The sequence below is a fragment of the Nonomuraea sp. NPDC049646 genome, from assembly GCF_044465525.1.
Taxonomy (GTDB): Bacteria; Actinomycetota; Actinomycetes; order Streptosporangiales; family Streptosporangiaceae; genus Nonomuraea.
The window spans coordinates 585,656-603,627 of record NZ_JBITLU010000001.1; the positions used below are offsets into that span (position 1 = coordinate 585,656).

The window sequence follows — 17,972 nt, forward strand, 5'->3', positions numbered from 1 at the left end:
TGAGGCTCTCCTTGCCCTCATCGCAGACTGCCGAGGGCAGGACGCTCACATGGCAGACCTTCCCTTCCAGGACCGGGCGGACTTCGGGCACGCCGATCGCGGCTTCGTCGCCAGGCTGACGCCCGGCGTGGTCAGGACGTCCGGGGGCGAGGTCGTCTGGGACAACGACGTCTACGACTTCCTGACCGGCGACTGCCCGCCGACCGCCCACCCGAGCCTGTGGCGGCAGGCGCAACTGTGCGCCCGGCAGGGCCTGTACGAGGTGACCGACGGCATCTACCAGGTGCGCGGCCTGGACCTGTCGAACATGACCCTCGTGGAGGGCGACACCGGTGTCGTCGTCATCGACCCGCTGGTCTCCACCGAGTGCGCCGCCGCCGCGCTGGCGCTCTACCGCGACCATCGCGGCGACCGGCCGGTCACCGGGGTCGTCTACACCCACAGCCACGTCGACCACTTCGGCGGCGTGCGCGGGGTCACCGACGGGAACGTGCCGATCGTGGCCCCCGCCGGGTTCATGGAGCACGCTGTCGCCGAGAACGTTTACGCCGGCAACGCCATGAACCGCCGCGCCCTCTACATGTACGGCCAGCTCCTCCCCCGGTCCCCCGAGGGCCAGCTCGGCTGCGGGCTGGGCATGGGCACCTCGCAGGGCACCGTCTCCCTGATCCCGCCGAACCTCGACGTCACCCGCACCGGCCAGGAGGAGACGATCGACGGCGTCCGCGTCGTCTTCCAGCTCACGCCGGGCACCGAGGCCCCCGCCGAGATGAACTTCCTGTTCCCCGACCACCGCGCCCTGTGCCTGGCCGAGAACGCCACCCGCAACCTGCACAACGTGCTCACGCTGCGCGGCGCGCTGGTCCGCGACGCCCGGGTGTGGGCCCGCTACCTGACCGAGGCCGTCGAGCTGTTCGCCGACCGGGCCGACGTCGCCTTCGCCTCACACCACTGGCCCACCTGGGGCCGGGACGACATCGTCACCTTCCTGTCCCAGCAGCGCGACCTGTACGCCTACCTGCACGACCAGACCCTCCGCCTGCTCAACCAGGGCCTGACCGGCCCCGAGATCGCCGAGGTCATGCAGGTGCCGCCCGCTCTGGAGCAGGTCTGGCACACCCACGGCTACTACGGCTCGGTCAGCCACAACGTCAAGGCCGTCTACCAGCGCTATCTGGGCTGGTTCGACGGCAACCCCGCACACCTGTGGGAGCACCCGCCGGTCGAGCTGGCCCGCCGCTACGTCGAGTCCTTCGGCGGCACCTCGGCCGTGGTGGCCCTGGCCGGCCGCTACGTCGAGGAGGGCGACCTGCGCTTCGCCGCGACCCTGCTCAACCACGCCGTGTACGCCGACGGGAACGACGCCTCGGCCCGCAGGCTGCTGGCCCAGGTCTACACCCGGCTCGGCCACGGCGCCGAGAACGCGACCTGGCGCAACTTCTACCTCACCGGCGCGGCCGAGCTGAAGGACGGCCCCGCACCGGGCGCCACCGACACCACCTCGCCGGACCTGCTCGCCGCGCTGTCCAGCGAGCAGATCTTCGACTCCCTGGCCGTCCGGGTGAACGGCCCCGACGCCTGGAACGAGCGCTTCGCCATCGACTGGCACCTCACCGACCTGGACGAACGCCACCGGACCACGATGTCCAACGGCGCCCTCATCCACCAGCGGTCACCGTCGGGCGACGGAGCCGACCTGACGCTGCGGCTCACCCGGCAGCGCCTGCTCACCCTGCTCTCCGGCGACGGCGGTGCAGACAGCAAGGGGCTCGACCACGACGGCGACCTGACCGTCCTGCGGCGCCTGGTCTCCCTGCTGGAGCAGCCCGAGCCGGCCTTCGCCATCGTCACCCCCTGACCGACGCCCGCGCCCGGCTCACGGGGAGCGGATGAGGCCCCGCTTCGAGGCCGCCGCGACGGCCGCGGTGCGGGAGTCCACGTCCAGCTTGGTGTAGATGTGCGCCAGGTGGGTCTTGACGGTGGTCTCGCTGAGGAACATCACCTTGCTGATCTGCCGGTTCGACAGGCCGGCGGCGACGTGCCCGAGCACCTCCAGCTCGCGCGGGCTGAGCGTGGCGTCGGGGGCCCGGACCCGGCCCAGCAGGCGGGCGGCCACGCTCGGCGCCAGGGCGCTGGCGCCCGCGGCGGCCGACCGGATGGCGGCGTGCAGGTCCTCCGACGGGGCGTCCTTGAGCAGGTAGCCGGTCGCGCCGGACTCGATGGCGGCCACGATGTCGGCGTCGGTGTCGAACGTGGTGAGCACCAGGACGCGGGGGCCGTCCAGGGCGACGATCCGGCGGGTCGCCTCGCTGCCGTGCATGCCCGTCCCCAGTTGCAGGTCCATCAGCACGACGTCGGGGGCGAGCGTGGCGGCCAGCCGCACGCCCTCCTGCCCGGTGGCGGCCTCGCCGACCAGGTCGAAGTCGGGCTGCCCGGCGAGCATGGCGCGCAGGCCGGAGCGGACCACGGGGTGGTCGTCCACCAGGACGATCCGGATCACGGCCCCTCCAGCGGCGGCAGCGGCAGGGTCGCCACGACGGCCGTGCCCTCGCCGGGGGCCGACTCCACGGTGAGGCTGCCGCCCAGGGCGCTCACCCGTTCGCGCATCGCGCGCAGGCCGAAGCCGGCCGAGCGGCCGGGGTCGAAGCCACGGCCGTCGTCGTACACGTCCAGCATGACCACGTCGTCCAGGTAGGTGAGGGTCACTCCGGCGTGGCCGGCGCCGGAGTGGCGGCTGACGTTGCCCAGGGCGCCCTGGGCGACGCGGAGCAGCGTCGCGTCGTAGTCGGCGGGCAGCGGCGCGGGGGTGCCGGAGACCTCGAAGCGCGCCTGGATGGGCGTGCCCGCCACGGCGGAGTCGCCGGCCCTACGCAGCGCGGCGGCCAGCGACGAGTGCCGCAGCGCCGCGGGGGCCAGGCCGCGGACGAAGTTCCTGGCCTCCTCCAGGTTCTCCTTGGCCGCGTCGGCCGCCTCGGCGATGCGGCGCTCGGCGGCCGGGAGGTCGTCGGCCAGGTCCCGCCGGGCCGCCCGCAGGAGCAGGATGATGCTGGACATGCCCTGTGCCAGGGTGTCGTGGATCTCTCTGGCCAGGCGTTCCCGCTCGGCCAGCCGTACGGCGTCGCCCTCCGCCTGGAGCAGTTTCCCCCGCGTGCGGACCAGGTCGTCGATCAGCAGGCGGCGCTGCTCGCTCTCGGCGTGCAGCGCCTTGTAGACCATCGCCATCAGGGTGGCCACCGCCGCGCCGATCGTCGGGCCGATGACCAGGGCGGCGGTCAGCCGGCCCTCGTGCCAGGCGGCGGCCAGGACGGCCGCGGCGGTCAGCGCCGCCACGCCCGGCAGCGCCACGGCCAGGGGCAGCAGGTGCAGGTAGGCGAAGAAGAGCGGGAAGGCCAGCCAGACGAACTGCGGCGCGGCCAGCGCCAGCAGCGCCCACCCGGCCGTGGTCAGCACCAGCCAGATCCGGCCCAGCAGCAGGTGCGTCGGCCCGCCGAAGTGCGGCAGCCGTCCCTCGATGGCGATGCCCGCCGCGTAGAGGGCGCCGAGGAGCGCTCCGCCCAGCGTCGGCGCGAGCCGTCCGGTGCCGGCGACGCCGGCCAGCGCGATCACCAGGAGGGTCGCGAACGTGCCGTGGACGGTCCAGCGGAGCAGGCGGAGGGCGGGCGGGAACGGATAGTCAGACATCTCTCACCAAGCGTATGCGACGGCCCTGCGCCACAAATCGTCCGAAAGAAGTATTACGGGCGGACCGCATGCACGATGCGCGGCCGATCCGGCGGCCCGCACGCTGGAGGACGTCAACCTGACCTTCAACCGCAACGGGGGACGCGCCGTGTTCGTGGCGCTCAGAGACCTGCGCTTCGCGAAGGGACGGTTCGCTCTCATGGGCGCCGTCGTCTTCCTCATCACCCTCCTGGTGACCATGTTGTCCGGCCTGACCGCCGGGCTGGCACGGGAGAACATCTCGGCCGTGGAGGGCCTGCCCGCCGGGCACCTCGTCTTCGCCGGCGGCGGGAAACCGTCCTTCGCCGACAGCCGCGTCACCGACCGGACCTGGCAGGAGTGGCGGCGGGCGACCGGCGGCGCCGCCGAGCGGCTGGGCGTCTCCATGTCGAGGCTCGGCCACGGCGACGGCGACCAGAGCGCGGGGGTGGCGCTCTTCGGCGTCCAGCCGGGCGGCGTCCTCGCCCAGGGGCGGCCCGTGGACGCCGGGAAGGTCGTGCTCTCCGCCGCGCTCGCCGCCGACACCGGGGTGGGCGCCGGGGACACGGTGCGGATCGCGGGCAGGGACTTCACCGTCGCCGGCGTCGGCGGCCAGGCGTCCTACAGCCACACGCCCGTCGTCTGGCTCGGCATCGGCGACTGGGAGCAGATGGGCCGCCAGGCCGGCGCCGACAGCGTGGCGACCGTCCTGGCGCTGCCCGACAGCGGCACGGCGCTGCCTTCCGGCGGCCTGGCCGCGGCCGACGCGCGGCTCGGCACCACGACCGTCCCGCTGTCGCAGGCCCCCGCCGCGATCGGCTCGTTCTCCTCCGAGAACGGGTCGCTCCAGCTCATGCGCGGGTTCCTGTTCGCGATCTCGGCCCTGGTCATCGGGGCCTTCTTCACCGTCTGGACGATCCAGCGGCGCGGCGACGTCGCCGTCCTGAAGGCCCTGGGCGCGAGCTCGGGCTACCTGCTGCGGGACGCGCTCGCCCAGGCGGTCATCGTGCTGCTGGGCGGCGCGGGCGCCGGCGGCCTGCTCGGCGCGGGCCTCGGCGCGCTGGCCGAGGGCACGGTGCCGTTCGTGCTGTCGGCGGCCACCACCGTGGCGCCGGTCGCCGTGCTGATCGTCCTCGGGGCCGCCGGGGCCGCGCTGGCCATCCGCAAGATCACCTCTGTCGACCCGCTGACCGCCCTGGGAGCCTCCCGATGACACTCAAGCTGACCGACGTCGTCCTGACCTATCCCGACGGCGACCGGACGCTGACCGCGCTCGACCACGTCAGCCTGGCCGTCGCGGCGGGCGAGTTCGCCGCGGTGGTCGGCCCGTCCGGCTCGGGCAAGTCGAGCCTGCTCGCCGTCGCCGCCACCCTGATCACGCCCGCCGCGGGCAGCGTGGTCATCGCCGGGCAGGACGTCTCCGCGGCCGGCCAGGCGTCCCGCACCAAAGTCCGCCGCGACCACGTCGGCATCGTGTTCCAGCAGGCCAACCTGCTGCCCTCGCTCACCGCGCTGGACCAGCTCCTGGTGATGGCGCACCTGGCCGGCGAGTCCCCGCGCGCGGCCGGCCCGCGGGCGCGGGACCTGCTGCTCGCCGTCGACCTGGGCGGCAAGGAGCACAAACGCCCGCACCAGCTGTCCGGCGGCGAGCGCCAGCGCGTCAACATCGCCCGCGCCCTGATGAACTCCCCCGAGGTGCTGCTGGTGGACGAGCCCACCAGCGCGCTCGACCGCCATCGGGGCGAGCGGATCGTCTCCCTGCTGGCCGGCCTCACCAGGACGAACGACCTGGCCACCGTCATGGTCACGCACGACCTGGCCACCCTGGACCAGGTGGACACCGTCCTGACCATGGACGACGGCAGGCTCGGCGAGCGCGCCGCGACCACGAGCGGGGTCAGCCTCGGGGGGTGAACTGGTCCAGGTCGTAGACGCCGAGCGCCCGCTCGATGTCGGCCACCCGCGCGACCACGCCGGTGAAGCCCGCCGCGCCGAACCGGCGGTGCTCCTCGTCCTCGAACCTCTCGGCCAGCTCGGCGAACTCCTTGGGCGGGATGACGGCCCGCATGGCGGGGAAGACCACGGTGTCCTCGCGGGCCTCGTGCGGCTCGTACATGCGGACGAAGGCGGCCAGGTCGGCGGCCAGGCCGCGGCGGGCGCTCTGGGGGACGGGCCGCGCGGTGACGTCCAGGATGCGGCCGGTCAGGACGCGTCCGCGCCGGTGCTGCCGGATCAGCACGGGCACGACGTCGGTGAGCTTGCCGGCCCCGACCAGGCGCGGGAAGACGTAACGCTCTTCGAGCCGCTCGTGGTACTCCTCGATGAACGTGCGGATGACCTCGGCGCCGGCGTGCAGGGGGCCGGCCGGCACCCGCTCCCCGGCGCCGATCCGCCGGACGCCCTCCCGGTAGACCAGCAGGACGCGCTTGAGGACCCCGTGCTCGCGCATGAGGTCCTCCGGCGGCGTGACCGGCACCTCCCCGGCCCGCTCAGGGCCGGGGGCGGGGCTGGCCGTCGCGGCGCCGCGGGCCGGCCGCGCGGACTCGCAGCCGGTCAGCACCGCCGAGCCGCAGGCCAGGGCGACGGGCATCGCCAGCATCTCGCGACGGCGCACGCTCGCCGGCCCGCCGCCTGCTTCGTCCCTCATCGCCTGCCCCCCGTTCCCGAGCCGCCCCTCCCAGGTGCTGCCCGTCGGCCGGCGTCCCGACGCGAGGGCGCGGGTAATCCTTGTGCCGGGAACGCGTCTGCCTGCGGGTTACCACTCCTCGTTCCAGGCCTCGTCAGGGTGGGGCCACTCCGGCGGCTGCGGGCAGCCGAAGGCCGACTTGTGGCAGACGTCGTGCCAGCCCGGGTGCTCCTCGCAGTGGTCCCAGTACGGATGCCCGCCGTGGCAGTGCCCCGGATGGGTCGGCGTGGGCTTCGGCGTCGGCGTGGGCTTCGGCGTCGGGGTCGGCGTGGGTGTGACGGTCGGCGGGACCGTGGGCGTCGGGGTGGGCGTCGGGGTCGGCGTCGGCGTCACCGTCGGCGTCACCGTCGGCGTCGGGGTGGGCGTCGGAGTGGGCGTGGGCGTGGGTGTCGGTGTGGGCGTCGGGGTCGGGCTGGGGGTGGGCGCGGGCGGACGGTTGTAGACGGTGCAGCTGACGGCCGCGTCGCTCGGCACCTCGACCGTGAAGCCGAGACCGCCGCTGTTGGTCACCGGCACCTCGACGCCGGTGTCGATCAGGCGGCAGACGGCGTTGCGCCCGTCCTGGGTGACCAGGGTGTGACCGGGGTGCTGGGCCTCGGTGACGGTGACGTCGGCCGACGGGGTCTGGCTGAAGGTGAGGTCGAAGTTGACCGATCCCGTGCCGTCGCCGGTCGTCGACTCGGTGGCGGGCAGCCCGCCGATGCCCGGCGTGGTGGTCTCGGCGGTGAAGTCCCAGCCGGGGCCGGCCGGGGTGGCGCCGGTGACGTCCTCACCGGTGTTGCCGGCCGGGACGAGCTGCTTGATCACCGACAGCGACCCCTCGCACTGGGCCCGGACGATCTCCCGCAACGCCTGCCCGGCGGCGGCGTAGTCGCTGGTCTGGAAGTAGTCGGCGGCGGCCGCGTTGGAGCCGTCGAAGGCGGTCGTGCCCGAGATGGCGCGCAGGTTGAGCGCGGTCAGGCCGGTCACGCCGTTGCCGACGCCGACGGCCAGCACGCGGGTGCCCTCGGCCTTGACCGCGTTGGCGGAGAAGATCCCGGCCTCCACCTCGGCGATGCGGGTGTTGCTGCCGTCGCCGAGCAGGGTGTCGTAGTAGGTGGGGTTGCCGTCGGTGAGCACCACCAGCAGGTCGTAGCGCGGCGCGGCCTCGGCGACCGCCCACAGGCCGCGGTCCCAGTTGGTGCCGCTGCCGAGTTGCCAGTCGGCGTACTGGTTCTTGAACGCCTCGGCGCCCGCCTCGGTGGACACCGGCATGAGCTCGGGGTTGTTCGTGGTGCCCGCGCTGGGCGAGTTGCGGTCGAAGGTGAACAGCGCCATCCGCGACGGCGTGCCGGTCAGCGCGTCGGTGAAGGTGTCGGCGGCCTCCTTCAGGTCGGGCAGCGCGCTGCCCACCGAGGCCGACAGGTCGAGCAGCAGCGCGACGTCGAGGCCGCAGGTCAGGTCGGGCCGGGGGTTGACCCGCGACTGCTGCCAGATCCCGGTCGAGGCGGTGGCGTCCGCGCGGGTGTTGTTGATCATGAAGTCGCTGGTGGAGGAGTACGTGGTGCCGCTCTCCAGCGCGGGGGTCTGGAAGACGTACGGCGTGGCGACGGAGTTCGACCCGCTGCCGCGGCCGGTGCGCAGCTCGGGGTTGGTGTACCAGCCGCCGGGGGCGGAGATCTGCTTGACGTAGAAGCGGGCGCCGGCGTTGTCGCCGCCCGGCTCGGTGCCGGGGACGACGAAGCTGCAGTCGCCGTCGCCGTCCGAGACGCACACCCCCCAGTCGGCGTCGACCGGGAGGTCGGCGTCGGGCGCGGCGAACAGGCCGAGCTCGACCCCGGCCAGCGGCCCCACGGTGGTGTCGCCGGTGCGGTCGCCGCCGGTCCGCACCGTCACCACCGAGGTGTCCGGCGACGGATCGGGCACGACCAGGTGGGACGACGGGACCGCGAGCAGCCCCGCGCACAACACTTTCGCCAGCCTGCCGGCGACTACGCGAACACTCTTCATCTTCCCCCCAGAGCGAGCCGATCACTACGGACTGTAACCAGGAGGGGATCAAAGGGTGCTTACGCCGTCCCCGGCCGCGCGATCAATGCCGACCGCACCTTGAAGCGCGCTTGACCTGCGACGACCCCGCCGTCAGCCCCCCGTCAACCCTCCCTGCTTTCAGTGATCCAGCGGGCGGCGAGCAGGCCGGAGACGGCGGTGAGGACGGCCCCCGCGACGACCGTGGCGCCGAGGCCGAGCACGTCGGCGAGCACCCCGGCGACCAGGGCTCCCGCCGCGTAGCCGACGTCGCGCCAGAAGCGGTAGGCGCCCAGGGCGTTGGCCCGCCAGGAGGGGTGGGCGTGGTCGGAGACCGAGGCGATGAGGGCGGGATAGACCATGGCCGTGCCGAGCCCGAGGACGACGGCGGACAGGACCCCGGCGAGCAGGGCGTCGCCCAGCGGCGCGACGGCCAGGAGGAGCCCGCCGGACTGGACGAGCATGCCGGTGACGATGAGGGGCTTGCGGCCGAGGCGGTCGGCGAGGTGCCCGGCGGGGATCTGGCCGACGCCCCACAGGAGCGGGTACAGGCCCTTGATCAGGCCGACGGCGGCCAGGCCCAGGCCGTGGTCGGTGAACAGCAGGGGGAAGACGCCCCAGGTGAGGCCGTCGTTGAGGTTGTTGACCAGCCCGGCCTGGCTGACGCCGCGCAGCGAGCGGTCGCGCCAGGACGTGCGGGCGAACGCGGCCGCCGGACCGGTGTCCCCGCCGGCGGGCCGGGGGTGCCGGTCGAGTTCGAGGGCCACGTGGGCGGCGGTGTCGCGGACGAGCAGGGCCAGGGCCAGCCCGGCCACGACGAAGACGACGCCGACCAGCTCGGGGACGGGACGCAGGCCGTGCCGGGTGGCGAGGTAGCCGGTGAGCAGGGCGGTGGCGCCGACGGCGGTGTACCCGGCGGCCTCGTTGAGGCCGGTGGCCAGCCCCCGACGGGCGGGCCCGACCAGGTCGATCTTCATGTTGACGGTCATCGACCAGGTCAGGCCCTGGTTGAGGCCGAGCAGCACGTTCGCGGCCACGATCCACCCCCAGGAGGGCGCCCAGGCCAGGACGAACGGGACGGGGATCCCGATCAGCCACCCGGCCACCAGGAGCTGCTTGCGGCGGAACCGGGCCGTCAGGGCTCCGGCGGCCAGGTTGGTGACCGCCTTGGTGAGCCCGAAGGCGACGATGAAGGAGAAGACGGCGAGGTCGCTGGTCAGGCCGAAGACGTGGGCGCCGATGAGCGGCACGGTGGTGCGTTCGAGGCCCACCAGGCCGCCGACGGCGACGTTGACGACGACCAGCAGCGAGAACTGGAGGGCGTTGGCCCGGAGCCCGAGGCGTACGGGCGGGCGCCCGGCCGGGGCGGGCGCGGAGGCGTTCTGCACGGCGGGGGTCCCTTCGTGCCTGGGACGAGTGGATATGTCCAGGTCACCATACCCCCCCAGGTATCGTTGGCAATACCACGGGGGGTATTTGACATCCTCTCCGAGGAGAACCTACTGTCGGGTAGCGATACCCCCGGGGGTATCAACCCACTGGCCGCGTTCCTCACGAAGGGATTGCCGTGTTCTTCACCCAGTACTACCTGGACTGCCTCTCGCAGGCGTCGTACATGATCGCCGACGAGGGGACCGGCCGAGCGGTGGTCGTCGACCCCCGGCGGGACGTCTCCGAGTACCTGGCCGACGCCCGCGCGCACGGCCTCACCGTCGTCGGCGTCGTCAACACCCACTTCCACGCCGACTTCGTCGCCGGCCACCTAGAGCTGGCCGACAGCACCGGCGCCTGGATCGGCTACGGCCGGCGCGCCGAGACCGAGTACCCCATCCGCAAGCTCGCGGACGGCGAGCGCATCTCCCTCGGCGACGTCACCCTGGAGATCATGGAGACGCCCGGCCACACCCCGGAGTCGATCAGCGTCCTGGTCTACGAACACGCCGAGGACCGGGTGCCGTACGGGGTGCTGACCGGCGACGCCCTGTTCATCGGCGACGTCGGCCGCCCCGACCTGCTCGCCTCCGTCGGCGTCACCCCCGGGGAACTGGGCGCGATGCTGTACGACAGCGTGCAGAACAAGCTCATGGGCCTGGCCGGCGAGGTGCGGGTCTTCCCCGCGCACGGCGCCGGCTCGGCCTGCGGCAAGAACCTCTCGACCGAGAAGCAGTCGACCATCGGCGAGCAGCGGGCCACCAACTACGCGTGCGCGCCGATGGACCGCGAGACGTTCGTCGCGCTCGTCACCGCGGGGCAGCCCGCCGCGCCCGGCTACTTCGCCTACGACGCCGACCTCAACCGCAGGGACCGCGCCCGCTACGACGCCTCGGCGGCCCCGGTTCCGCTGACCCTCGCCGGGTTCACCGGGCTGCGCGCCGCCGGCACGGTCGTGGTGGACGCCCGCGACCCGCAGGACTTCGCCGCCGGGCACCTGCGCGGTTCGGTGAACGTCCCCGCCGACGGGCGCTTCGCCGAGCAGGCGGGCACGGTGCTCGACCCGGCCGCCGAGCTGGTCGTCATGGCGCCGCAGAACCGCGAGGAGGAGGTCGTCACCCGCCTGGCCCGGATCGGCTTCGACCGCGTCGCGGGTTACCTGCGCAACCCCGACGACGCGCTGGTGGCCCTGGCCGCCGAGGTCGCCCCGGCCAGCCGCCTGACCGCCGCGCAGCTGCGCGCCGCGCTCGCCGGCGAGGCCCCGCCCGTCGTCGTGGACGTGCGCACCGCGGGCGAGCGCGAGGCGAACGGCTTCATCGACGCCGCGCTGCACATCCCGCTGAGCGAGCTGCCCGCCCGCAGCGGCGAGCTGCCCGCCGACCGGCCCGTCGTCCTGCACTGCGCGGGCGGGCACCGCTCCTCCGTCGCGGCGAGCCTGCTGCGGCACCGCGGCTTCCAGGACGTCTCCGACGTGCTCGGCGGCTACGCCGCGTGGGCCCTGTCGGCCGAGCCGGCCGGCGTCTGACCGGACCGTTCCCCTGTCCCCGTCCCACACGCTTGTCTCCACGATACCCCCCGGGGTATCAGCGAAGGATAGATCCATGAACACCTCCACCGTCCTCACCCCCACCGTGCTCCAGCGGCTCGTCCAGGAAGGGCGGGCGCCCCGCCTGCTCGACGTGCGCACGCCCGGCGAGTTCCGCACGGCGCACATCCCCGGCTCGTACAACGTGCCGCTGAACACCCTGCGCGAGCACCGGGCCGAGCTGCTGGCCCACCTGGACGAGGACGTCGTGCTCGTCTGCCGCTCCGGGGCGCGGGCCGCGCAGGCCGGGCAGGCCCTCGCCGAGGCCGGGCTGCCGAACCTGCGCGTCCTGGAGGGCGGCATCGTCGCGTGGGAGACGGCCGGCGCGTCCCTGGAGCGGGGGCCCGAGCGGTGGGACATCGAGCGCCAGGTGCGGCTCGTGGCCGGTTCCGTCGTCCTGGTCACCGGCCTGGCCGGGATCTTCCTGCCCGGCGCGCACCTGATCGGCACCGCGGTCGGCGCCGGCCTGACGTACGCGGCCGTCAGCAACTCCTGTGCCATGGGCGTCCTGCTGTCCAGGCTGCCCTACAACCGCGGGCCGCGCACCGACATCCGCACGGTGCTCGCGGAGCTGCGGAGCACCCCGTGACCGTGCTGATCGTCGCCGTGTCGCTGCTCGTCGGGGTCAGCCTCGGCGTGCTGGGCGGCGGCGGCTCGATCCTGACCGTGCCGATCCTGGCCTTCCTGGCCGGGCAGGACACCAAGGAGGCGATCGCCACCTCGCTGTTCGTCGTCGGCGTCACCAGCCTGGCCGCGCTGGTCCCGCACGCGCGGGCCCGGCGGATCCGCTGGCGGACCGGCCTGCTCTTCGGCGCGTTCAGCATGGCCGGCGCGTACGGCGGCGGGCGCCTCGCCGAGTTCGTCCCCGGCACGGCGCTGCTCGTCGCCTTCGCCCTGATGATGCTGGCCACGGCGGTGGCGATGCTGCGCAGGCCCCGCAACCCCAGGAAGCGGGCGCGGCCCGCCCACGGCGACCTGCCGCTGACGCACATCGCGGTGGAGGGCCTGGTCGTCGGGGCGGTGACGGGGCTGGTCGGCTCCGGCGGCGGCTTCCTCGTCGTCCCGGCGCTCGCCCTGCTGGGCGGGCTGCCGATGGGCGTCGCGGTCGGCACCTCGCTGCTGGTCATCGCGATGAAGTCGTTCGCCGGACTGGCCGGGCACCTGGCGGGCGTCGCGATCGACTGGCGTCTCGCCCTCATCGTGACGGCGTCCGCGGTGATCGGCAGCCTGGCCGGCGGCCGGCTCGCGGGCCGCATCCCGCAGGACGCGCTGCGCACGGCGTTCGGCTGGTTCGTCGTCGTCATGGGCGTGTTCGTGCTCGTGCAGCAGGTCGACGCCGCCGTCTGGAGCCATCCGGTGACGTGGGCGGGGCTGGTGGCCGTGCCGGCCGCCGCCCTGGCCGCCCGCCGGTGGCGCGCCTCAGGCGCCGGCTGACGGTTCAGGGGGACGGCGGCTCGTCGCGCACCTGGGCGGCCGTGACCGCCACGGTGGTGACGATGTCGGCCACGGTGGCGCCCCTGGACAGGTCGTTGACCGGCCTGCGCAGCCCCTGCAGCACCGGACCCACCGCGACCGCCCCGGCGCTGCGCTGGACGGCCTTGTACAGGTTGTTGCCGGTGTTCAGGTCGGGCACCACGAAGACGGTGGCGTGCCCGGCCACCTGGCTGCCGGGCATCTTGGCCCGCGCCACGGCCGGGTCCACCGCGGCGTCGTACTGGATCGGCCCCTCCACCTGGAGGTCGGGACGCCGCTCGCGGACCAGCTCGGTGGCCGCGCGCACCTTGTCGACCTCGGCGCCCGCGCCCGAGGTGCCCGTCGAGTACGACAGCATCGCGATCCTGGGCTCGACGCCGAACATCGCCGCGGTGCCGGCCGAGGCGATCGCGATGTCGGCGAGCTGCTCGGCGGTGGGGTCGGGGTTGACCGCGCAGTCGCCGTAGACCAGGACCCGGTCGGCCAGGCACATGAAGAACACGCTGGAGACCAGCCCGAGCCGCAGGATCTCGAACGCCGGCCTGATCGTGTGCGCGGTGGTGTGCGTCGCGCCGGAGACCATGCCGTCGGCCAGGCCGGCGTGGACCATGAGGGTGCCGAAGTAGGAGACGTCGGTGACGGTGTCGCGGGCCAGCTCGACGGTCATCCCCCGGTGCGCCCGCGCCTCGGCGTAGGCGCGGGCGAACCGCTCGCGCAGCTCCGGGTCGAACGGGCTGAGCACCCTGGCCGCGGCCAGGTCGAGGCCGAGCTGGGCGGCCTGGACCCTGATGCGTTCGGCGTCGCCGAGCAGGGTGAGGTCGGCCACGTCCCGGCGCAGCAGGATGTCGGCCGCGCGCAGGATGCGCGGCTCCTCGCCCTCGGGCAGCACGATGTGCCTGCGCCGGGCGCGGGCCCGGTCCAGCAGCTCGTACTCGAACATCAACGGCGTGACGACGTCGGTCTTGGCGATGTCCAGCCGTTCCAGCAGCAGCGGGCCGTCCACGTGCTCGGCGAACAGACGCAGCGCCGCGTCGATCTTGCCGCCCGCCTCGGGCGTGAACCGCCCCTCCACGGCCGACAGCCGGGTCGCGGTGTCGAAGGTGTCGTGACCGGTGGCGATCACCGGCAGCGGGATCTCCATGCCGCGCAGCAGCCGTTCCACCGGGCCGGGCAGCTCCGTGCCGCCGGTGAGCACCACCGCCGACAGGGCCGGGAAGCCCGGCGAGGTGTGCGCGGCGATCAGGCCGGGCAGCAGCGCGGCGGCCCGGTCGGACGGGATGATCACCGCCGCGCCCTCGGTGAGCCGCTCCAGGATGCCGGGCAGCGACATCGCGCCCACCATCAGCGCGCTCGCCTCCCGGCCGAGCCCGTCGCGCTCGCCGAGGAAGAACCAGCCGTCGCACGCGTCGAGCAGGTCGGCGACCGTGGGCGCGCGCAGCGAAGGGGTCTCCGGCAGCACGAACACGGGCGTCGCATGGCTGACCGTGAGCGGCCCGCCGGTCGAGCGGGTGACCACGACCGCGAGTTCCTGGGCGTGATGGTGGGCCAGCTCCCTGGAGGACACCTCGACCGCCGCGGCGGTGCGGGCGGCCGTCCGGCCCCTGCCGCTCACCACGTTGATCACGGGGGTGCCCAGGTCGGCGGCCAGCCGGGCGTTGAACCCGAACTCCGTCGGCGCGCCCACGTCGGTGTAGTCGGTGCCGACCACCACGACCGCGTCGCAGCGCCGGGCCAGCGCGCGGAAGCGGGCCACGATGTCGCCGGCCGCCCGCTCGACGTCGGCGTGCACCTCGTCGTAGGTGACCCCGGCGCACGCCTCGTAGGGCAGGGCGAGCTGGAACCGGCTGCGGATGGTGTTGACCAGGCCGTCCTCGCGCCCGGCCCGTACCACGGGGCGGAACACGCCCACGCTGCCCACCTGCCGGGACAGCAGCTCGACCAGCCCCAGGGCGACGGTCCCCTTGTTGCTTCCCGCTTCGCCGGCGGCGACATACACAGCTCGCGTCATGCCACTCATTCTCGACGCCCTCGGCACGTCCGGAACGCCATCGGGCCCGATTCGGTGCCGTACGCCCCCGGAAGGAGGGACCAACGTCCCTGTCTTGGGGGAAGGCAGGTGGGTAGCGTCATCGTCATGGCCGCCTTGACCTGGTGCGCGGGCTCGCGATGAACCCGTGGACGCTCACGTACGAGGGCTTCGCCCCGGCCTCGGCCGGGCTGCGCGAGGCGCTGTGCACGCTCGGCAACGGCCGCTTCGCCACCCGCGGCGCCACGCCCGAGGGGCGGATCCGCACGCCCGGCACCTACCACGCGGGCTGCTACGACCGCCTGGCCTCGCAGGTGGGCGGCCGGACGGTCGTCAACGAGGACCTGGTCAACCTGCCCGACTGGCTGCCGCTCGACTTCGCCACGCCGGGCCAGGACTGGTTCGGCCCGGAGCTGGCCGACCTGCTCGGCTACACCCAGGAGCTCGACCTGCGCCACGGCGTGCTGCGGCGGGAGCTGCGCTGGCGCGACGCGCTGGGCCGGATCACCCGGGTGCGGCAGCGCCGCCTGGTCTCCATGGCCGACCCCGCCCTGGCCGCCCTGGAGACGACCTTCACCGCGGAGAACTGGTCGGGCCCGCTGCGCGTCCGCGCCGGGCTGGACGGACGCGTCACCAACAGCGGCGTCGAACGCTACCGCGACCTGCGCGGCGACCACCTGACGGAGCACGCCACGGGCCACCGCGACGGGCTGACCTGGCTGACCGCGACCACCCGCTCCTCCCGCGTCACCGTCGCGCTGGCCGCCCGCGCCGACGCCCCCTCCCCCGGCTCGCCCGCCATGGAGCCCGACCACGTCGCCAGTGAGCACGTGCTGACGCTCGCCGCGGGCACGCCGGTGACGTTCACGAAGGTCGTCGCCCTGCTGACCTCGCGCGATCCCGCCGTGCACGACCCGCTGTCGGCCGCCCTGCGCCGCGCGGCCACGGCCCCGGGCTTCGCCGAGCTGCTGGAGGCGCACGCCGCGGCCTGGGAGCGGCTGTGGGAGCGGGCCGAGCTGAACGTGGACGGGCCCGAGCTGTCGCAGATCGTCCACCTGCACATCTTCCACCTGCTCCAGACCCTGTCGCCGCACACCGCCGACCTCGACGCCGGGGTGCCCGCGCGCGGCCTGCACGGCGAGGCGTACCGGGGGCACGTGTTCTGGGACGAGCTGTTCGTCCTGCCCTGGCTCAACCTGCGTTTCCCCGAGATCTCCCGCGGCCTGCTGCGCTACCGGTGGCGCCGCCTGCCCGAGGCCCGCGCCGCGGCCCGGTCGGCCGGGTACGACGGCGCGATGTTCCCCTGGCAGAGCGGCAGCGACGGCCGCGAGGAGACCCAGACCTACCACCTCAACCCCGACTCGGGGCGCTGGCTGCCGGACGTCTCCCACCTGCAGCGCCACGTCGGCCTCGCCATCGCCTACAACGTGTGGCAGTACCGCCTGGCCACCGGCTCCATGCCATCGTGGTGCGCCGACCTGCTGATCGGCATCGCGCGGTTCTTCGCCTCGCTGGCCGTGCTCGACCCCGTCTCCGGCCGGTACGAGATCCGCGGCGTCATGGGCCCGGACGAGTACCACACCGCCTACCCCGGCGCCGCCGAACCGGGCCTGGCCAACAACGCCTACACCAACGTCATGACCGTATGGCTGCTGCGGCACGCCCTCCGGCTCGGCGCGGCCGGCGAGCGGGAGGCGGCGCGGTGGGAGGACATCACCCGCCGCATGCGGGTCGACTTCCACGACGGCGTCATCAGCCAGTTCACCGGCTACGCCGGGCTCGCCGAGCTCGACTGGGAGCGGTACGCGGGCGTCCGCCGCCTCGACCGCGCCCTGGAGGCCGACGGCGACGACGTGAACCGGTACAAGGCGTCCAAGCAGGCCGACACGCTGATGCTGTTCTACCTGCTGGGCGCGGACGAGCTGCTGGCGATCCTCGACCGGCTCGGCTACCCGGCCGACCCCGGCCTGATCCCGCGCACGACCGCCTACTACCTCGACCGCACCAGCCACGGCTCCACGCTGAGCGCGGTCGTGCACGCCTGGGTGTTGTCGCGCTGCGACCGGGCGCGCTCCTGGCAGTTCTTCGCCGAGGCGCTGGTCGGGGACGTGCACGACGTCCAGGGCGGCACCACCGCCGAGGGCGTGCACCTGGGCGCGATGGCCGGGACCGTGGACATGCTGCAACGCTGCTACCTGGGCCTGGAGCCGAGGCCCGAGGGCCTGCTCCTCGACCCTCTGCTGCCCGGACGGCTCGGCACGCTCTCGCTGCCGGTCCTGTTCCGCGGCCGCCGGATCACCATCGAGGCCGGCCACGACGGCACGCGGGTCGACGGCGTCCCCGTGCCGGGCGGTGCGGGCCTCGTCCTCACGGAGAAGGAGATGATCATGACGAACAGTGGCGACTTCGGACGCCGGGTGACCTACCACCGCGACCGGCTGGGCCTCACCGTCGACCAGCTGGCCGAGCGCGCCGACATGTCCCCCGGGTACGTCACGTACCTGGAGGGCCACCTCGGCATCCCCGACAGGAACACGGTGACCCGCCTGGCCACGGCCCTGGGGACGACCCCGCAGGACCTGCTGGGCGGTGGCCGCGACCGTCCGCCGGGCCCCGGCGCCGGCCCGGACGAGCCGGTGCTGGAGGTCCTCGACCCCGAGGAGTGCCTGCGCCTGGTCGCGCCGGGCGGGATCGGGCGGATCGCGTTCAACGGCTCGCACGGGCCCACGGTGCTGCCCGTCAACTACCGGCTGCACGAGGGCGCCGTGCTGTTCCGCACGTCCCGCGGCGGCCCCATGGACCAGGACCTGCGCACCGGCCTGGAGGGCGTGGACATCATGATCGGCTTCCAGGTGGACCGGATCGACGAGGTGCGCAAGGAGGGCTGGAGCGTCCTGATCCAGGGGCCCGCCCACCACGTGCCCGAGGACGAGGTCGCCAAGCTGGCCGACGCGGGCGTCACGCCCTGGGCGGGCGGGGAGCGTCAGCTCTACATCCGGGTCGTGCCGCACCAGGTCACGGGCCGCCGCATCCACGGCCTGTGAACCGGCCGCCGCCGTGGACCC

Annotated in this window: 13 protein-coding genes; 7 read left to right on the top strand and 6 right to left on the bottom strand. The window is 74.0% G+C overall.

What is annotated here, in order from left to right:
* The first annotated feature begins 49 nt into the window (after nt 1–49).
* Complete coding sequence (locus ACIBQ8_RS02785; RefSeq protein ID WP_397190835.1) at nt 50–1,858, top strand: alkyl/aryl-sulfatase; 1,809 nt, start codon at nt 50–52, stop codon at nt 1,856–1,858.
* 18 nt (nt 1,859–1,876) lie between these two features.
* Here the strand turns inward: ACIBQ8_RS02785 and ACIBQ8_RS02790 are convergent, their stop codons facing one another.
* Both ACIBQ8_RS02790 and ACIBQ8_RS02795 read right to left on the bottom strand, forming a co-directional pair.
* Entirely contained in the window at nt 1,877–2,500 is a 624-nt protein-coding gene (locus ACIBQ8_RS02790) for a response regulator (protein WP_397168514.1), read from the bottom strand.
* Entirely contained in the window at nt 2,497–3,681 is a 1,185-nt protein-coding gene (locus tag ACIBQ8_RS02795) for a sensor histidine kinase (protein WP_397168515.1), read from the bottom strand. The genes ACIBQ8_RS02790 and ACIBQ8_RS02795 overlap by 4 nt, the downstream gene beginning before the upstream one ends.
* A 148-nt stretch (nt 3,682–3,829) precedes the next feature.
* On the opposite strand from ACIBQ8_RS02795, the gene ACIBQ8_RS02800 reads away from it, so the two are divergent.
* Entirely contained in the window at nt 3,830–4,912 is a 1,083-nt protein-coding gene (locus tag ACIBQ8_RS02800) for an ABC transporter permease (protein WP_397168516.1), read from the top strand.
* Entirely contained in the window at nt 4,909–5,613 is a 705-nt protein-coding gene (locus ACIBQ8_RS02805; protein WP_397190836.1) for an ABC transporter ATP-binding protein, read from the top strand. The genes ACIBQ8_RS02800 and ACIBQ8_RS02805 overlap by 4 nt, the downstream gene beginning before the upstream one ends.
* Here the strand turns inward: ACIBQ8_RS02805 and ACIBQ8_RS02810 are convergent.
* The 3 genes from ACIBQ8_RS02810 to ACIBQ8_RS02820 form a co-directional block, all read right to left on the bottom strand.
* Nucleotides 5,597–6,346, bottom strand: coding sequence for a hemerythrin domain-containing protein (locus ACIBQ8_RS02810; protein ID WP_397190837.1), 750 nt, complete (start codon nt 6,344–6,346; stop codon nt 5,597–5,599). The genes ACIBQ8_RS02805 and ACIBQ8_RS02810 overlap by 17 nt on opposite strands.
* Before the next feature lie 108 nt (nt 6,347–6,454).
* On the bottom strand, nt 6,455–8,374 hold the full coding sequence (locus tag ACIBQ8_RS02815; RefSeq protein WP_397190838.1) for a vWA domain-containing protein: 1,920 nt from the start codon (nt 8,372–8,374) through the stop codon (nt 6,455–6,457).
* Nucleotides 8,375–8,517: 143 nt separating this feature from the next.
* Nucleotides 8,518–9,780, bottom strand: a complete 1,263-nt coding sequence (locus ACIBQ8_RS02820; RefSeq protein ID WP_397190839.1) for an MFS transporter — start codon at nt 9,778–9,780, stop codon at nt 8,518–8,520.
* A gap of 179 nt (nt 9,781–9,959) precedes the next feature.
* Here ACIBQ8_RS02820 and ACIBQ8_RS02825 point away from each other — a divergent pair, with 179 nt between their 5' ends.
* From ACIBQ8_RS02825 to ACIBQ8_RS02835, 3 genes are all read left to right on the top strand, one after another.
* On the top strand, nt 9,960–11,348 hold the full coding sequence (locus ACIBQ8_RS02825) for a rhodanese-like domain-containing protein (protein WP_397190840.1): 1,389 nt from the start codon (nt 9,960–9,962) through the stop codon (nt 11,346–11,348).
* A gap of 76 nt (nt 11,349–11,424) precedes the next feature.
* Nucleotides 11,425–11,997, top strand: a complete 573-nt coding sequence (locus ACIBQ8_RS02830) for a rhodanese-like domain-containing protein (protein WP_397168526.1) — start codon at nt 11,425–11,427, stop codon at nt 11,995–11,997.
* Complete coding sequence (locus ACIBQ8_RS02835) at nt 11,994–12,842, top strand: sulfite exporter TauE/SafE family protein (protein ID WP_397168528.1); 849 nt, start codon at nt 11,994–11,996, stop codon at nt 12,840–12,842. Before ACIBQ8_RS02830 ends, ACIBQ8_RS02835 begins: the two co-directional genes overlap by 4 nt.
* 4 nt (nt 12,843–12,846) lie before the next feature.
* Here the strand turns inward: ACIBQ8_RS02835 and pta are convergent, their stop codons facing one another.
* On the bottom strand, nt 12,847–14,889 hold the full coding sequence (gene pta / locus ACIBQ8_RS02840; protein ID WP_397190841.1) for a phosphate acetyltransferase: 2,043 nt from the start codon (nt 14,887–14,889) through the stop codon (nt 12,847–12,849).
* A gap of 143 nt (nt 14,890–15,032) precedes the next feature.
* Here pta and ACIBQ8_RS02845 point away from each other — a divergent pair, with 143 nt between their 5' ends.
* Nucleotides 15,033–17,951 carry a pyridoxamine 5'-phosphate oxidase family protein gene (locus ACIBQ8_RS02845; protein ID WP_397190842.1) on the top strand — a complete coding sequence of 973 codons (2,919 nt, stop codon included), beginning with the start codon at nt 15,033–15,035 and terminating at the stop codon, nt 17,949–17,951.
* The last annotated feature ends 21 nt before the right edge of the window (nt 17,952–17,972 follow it).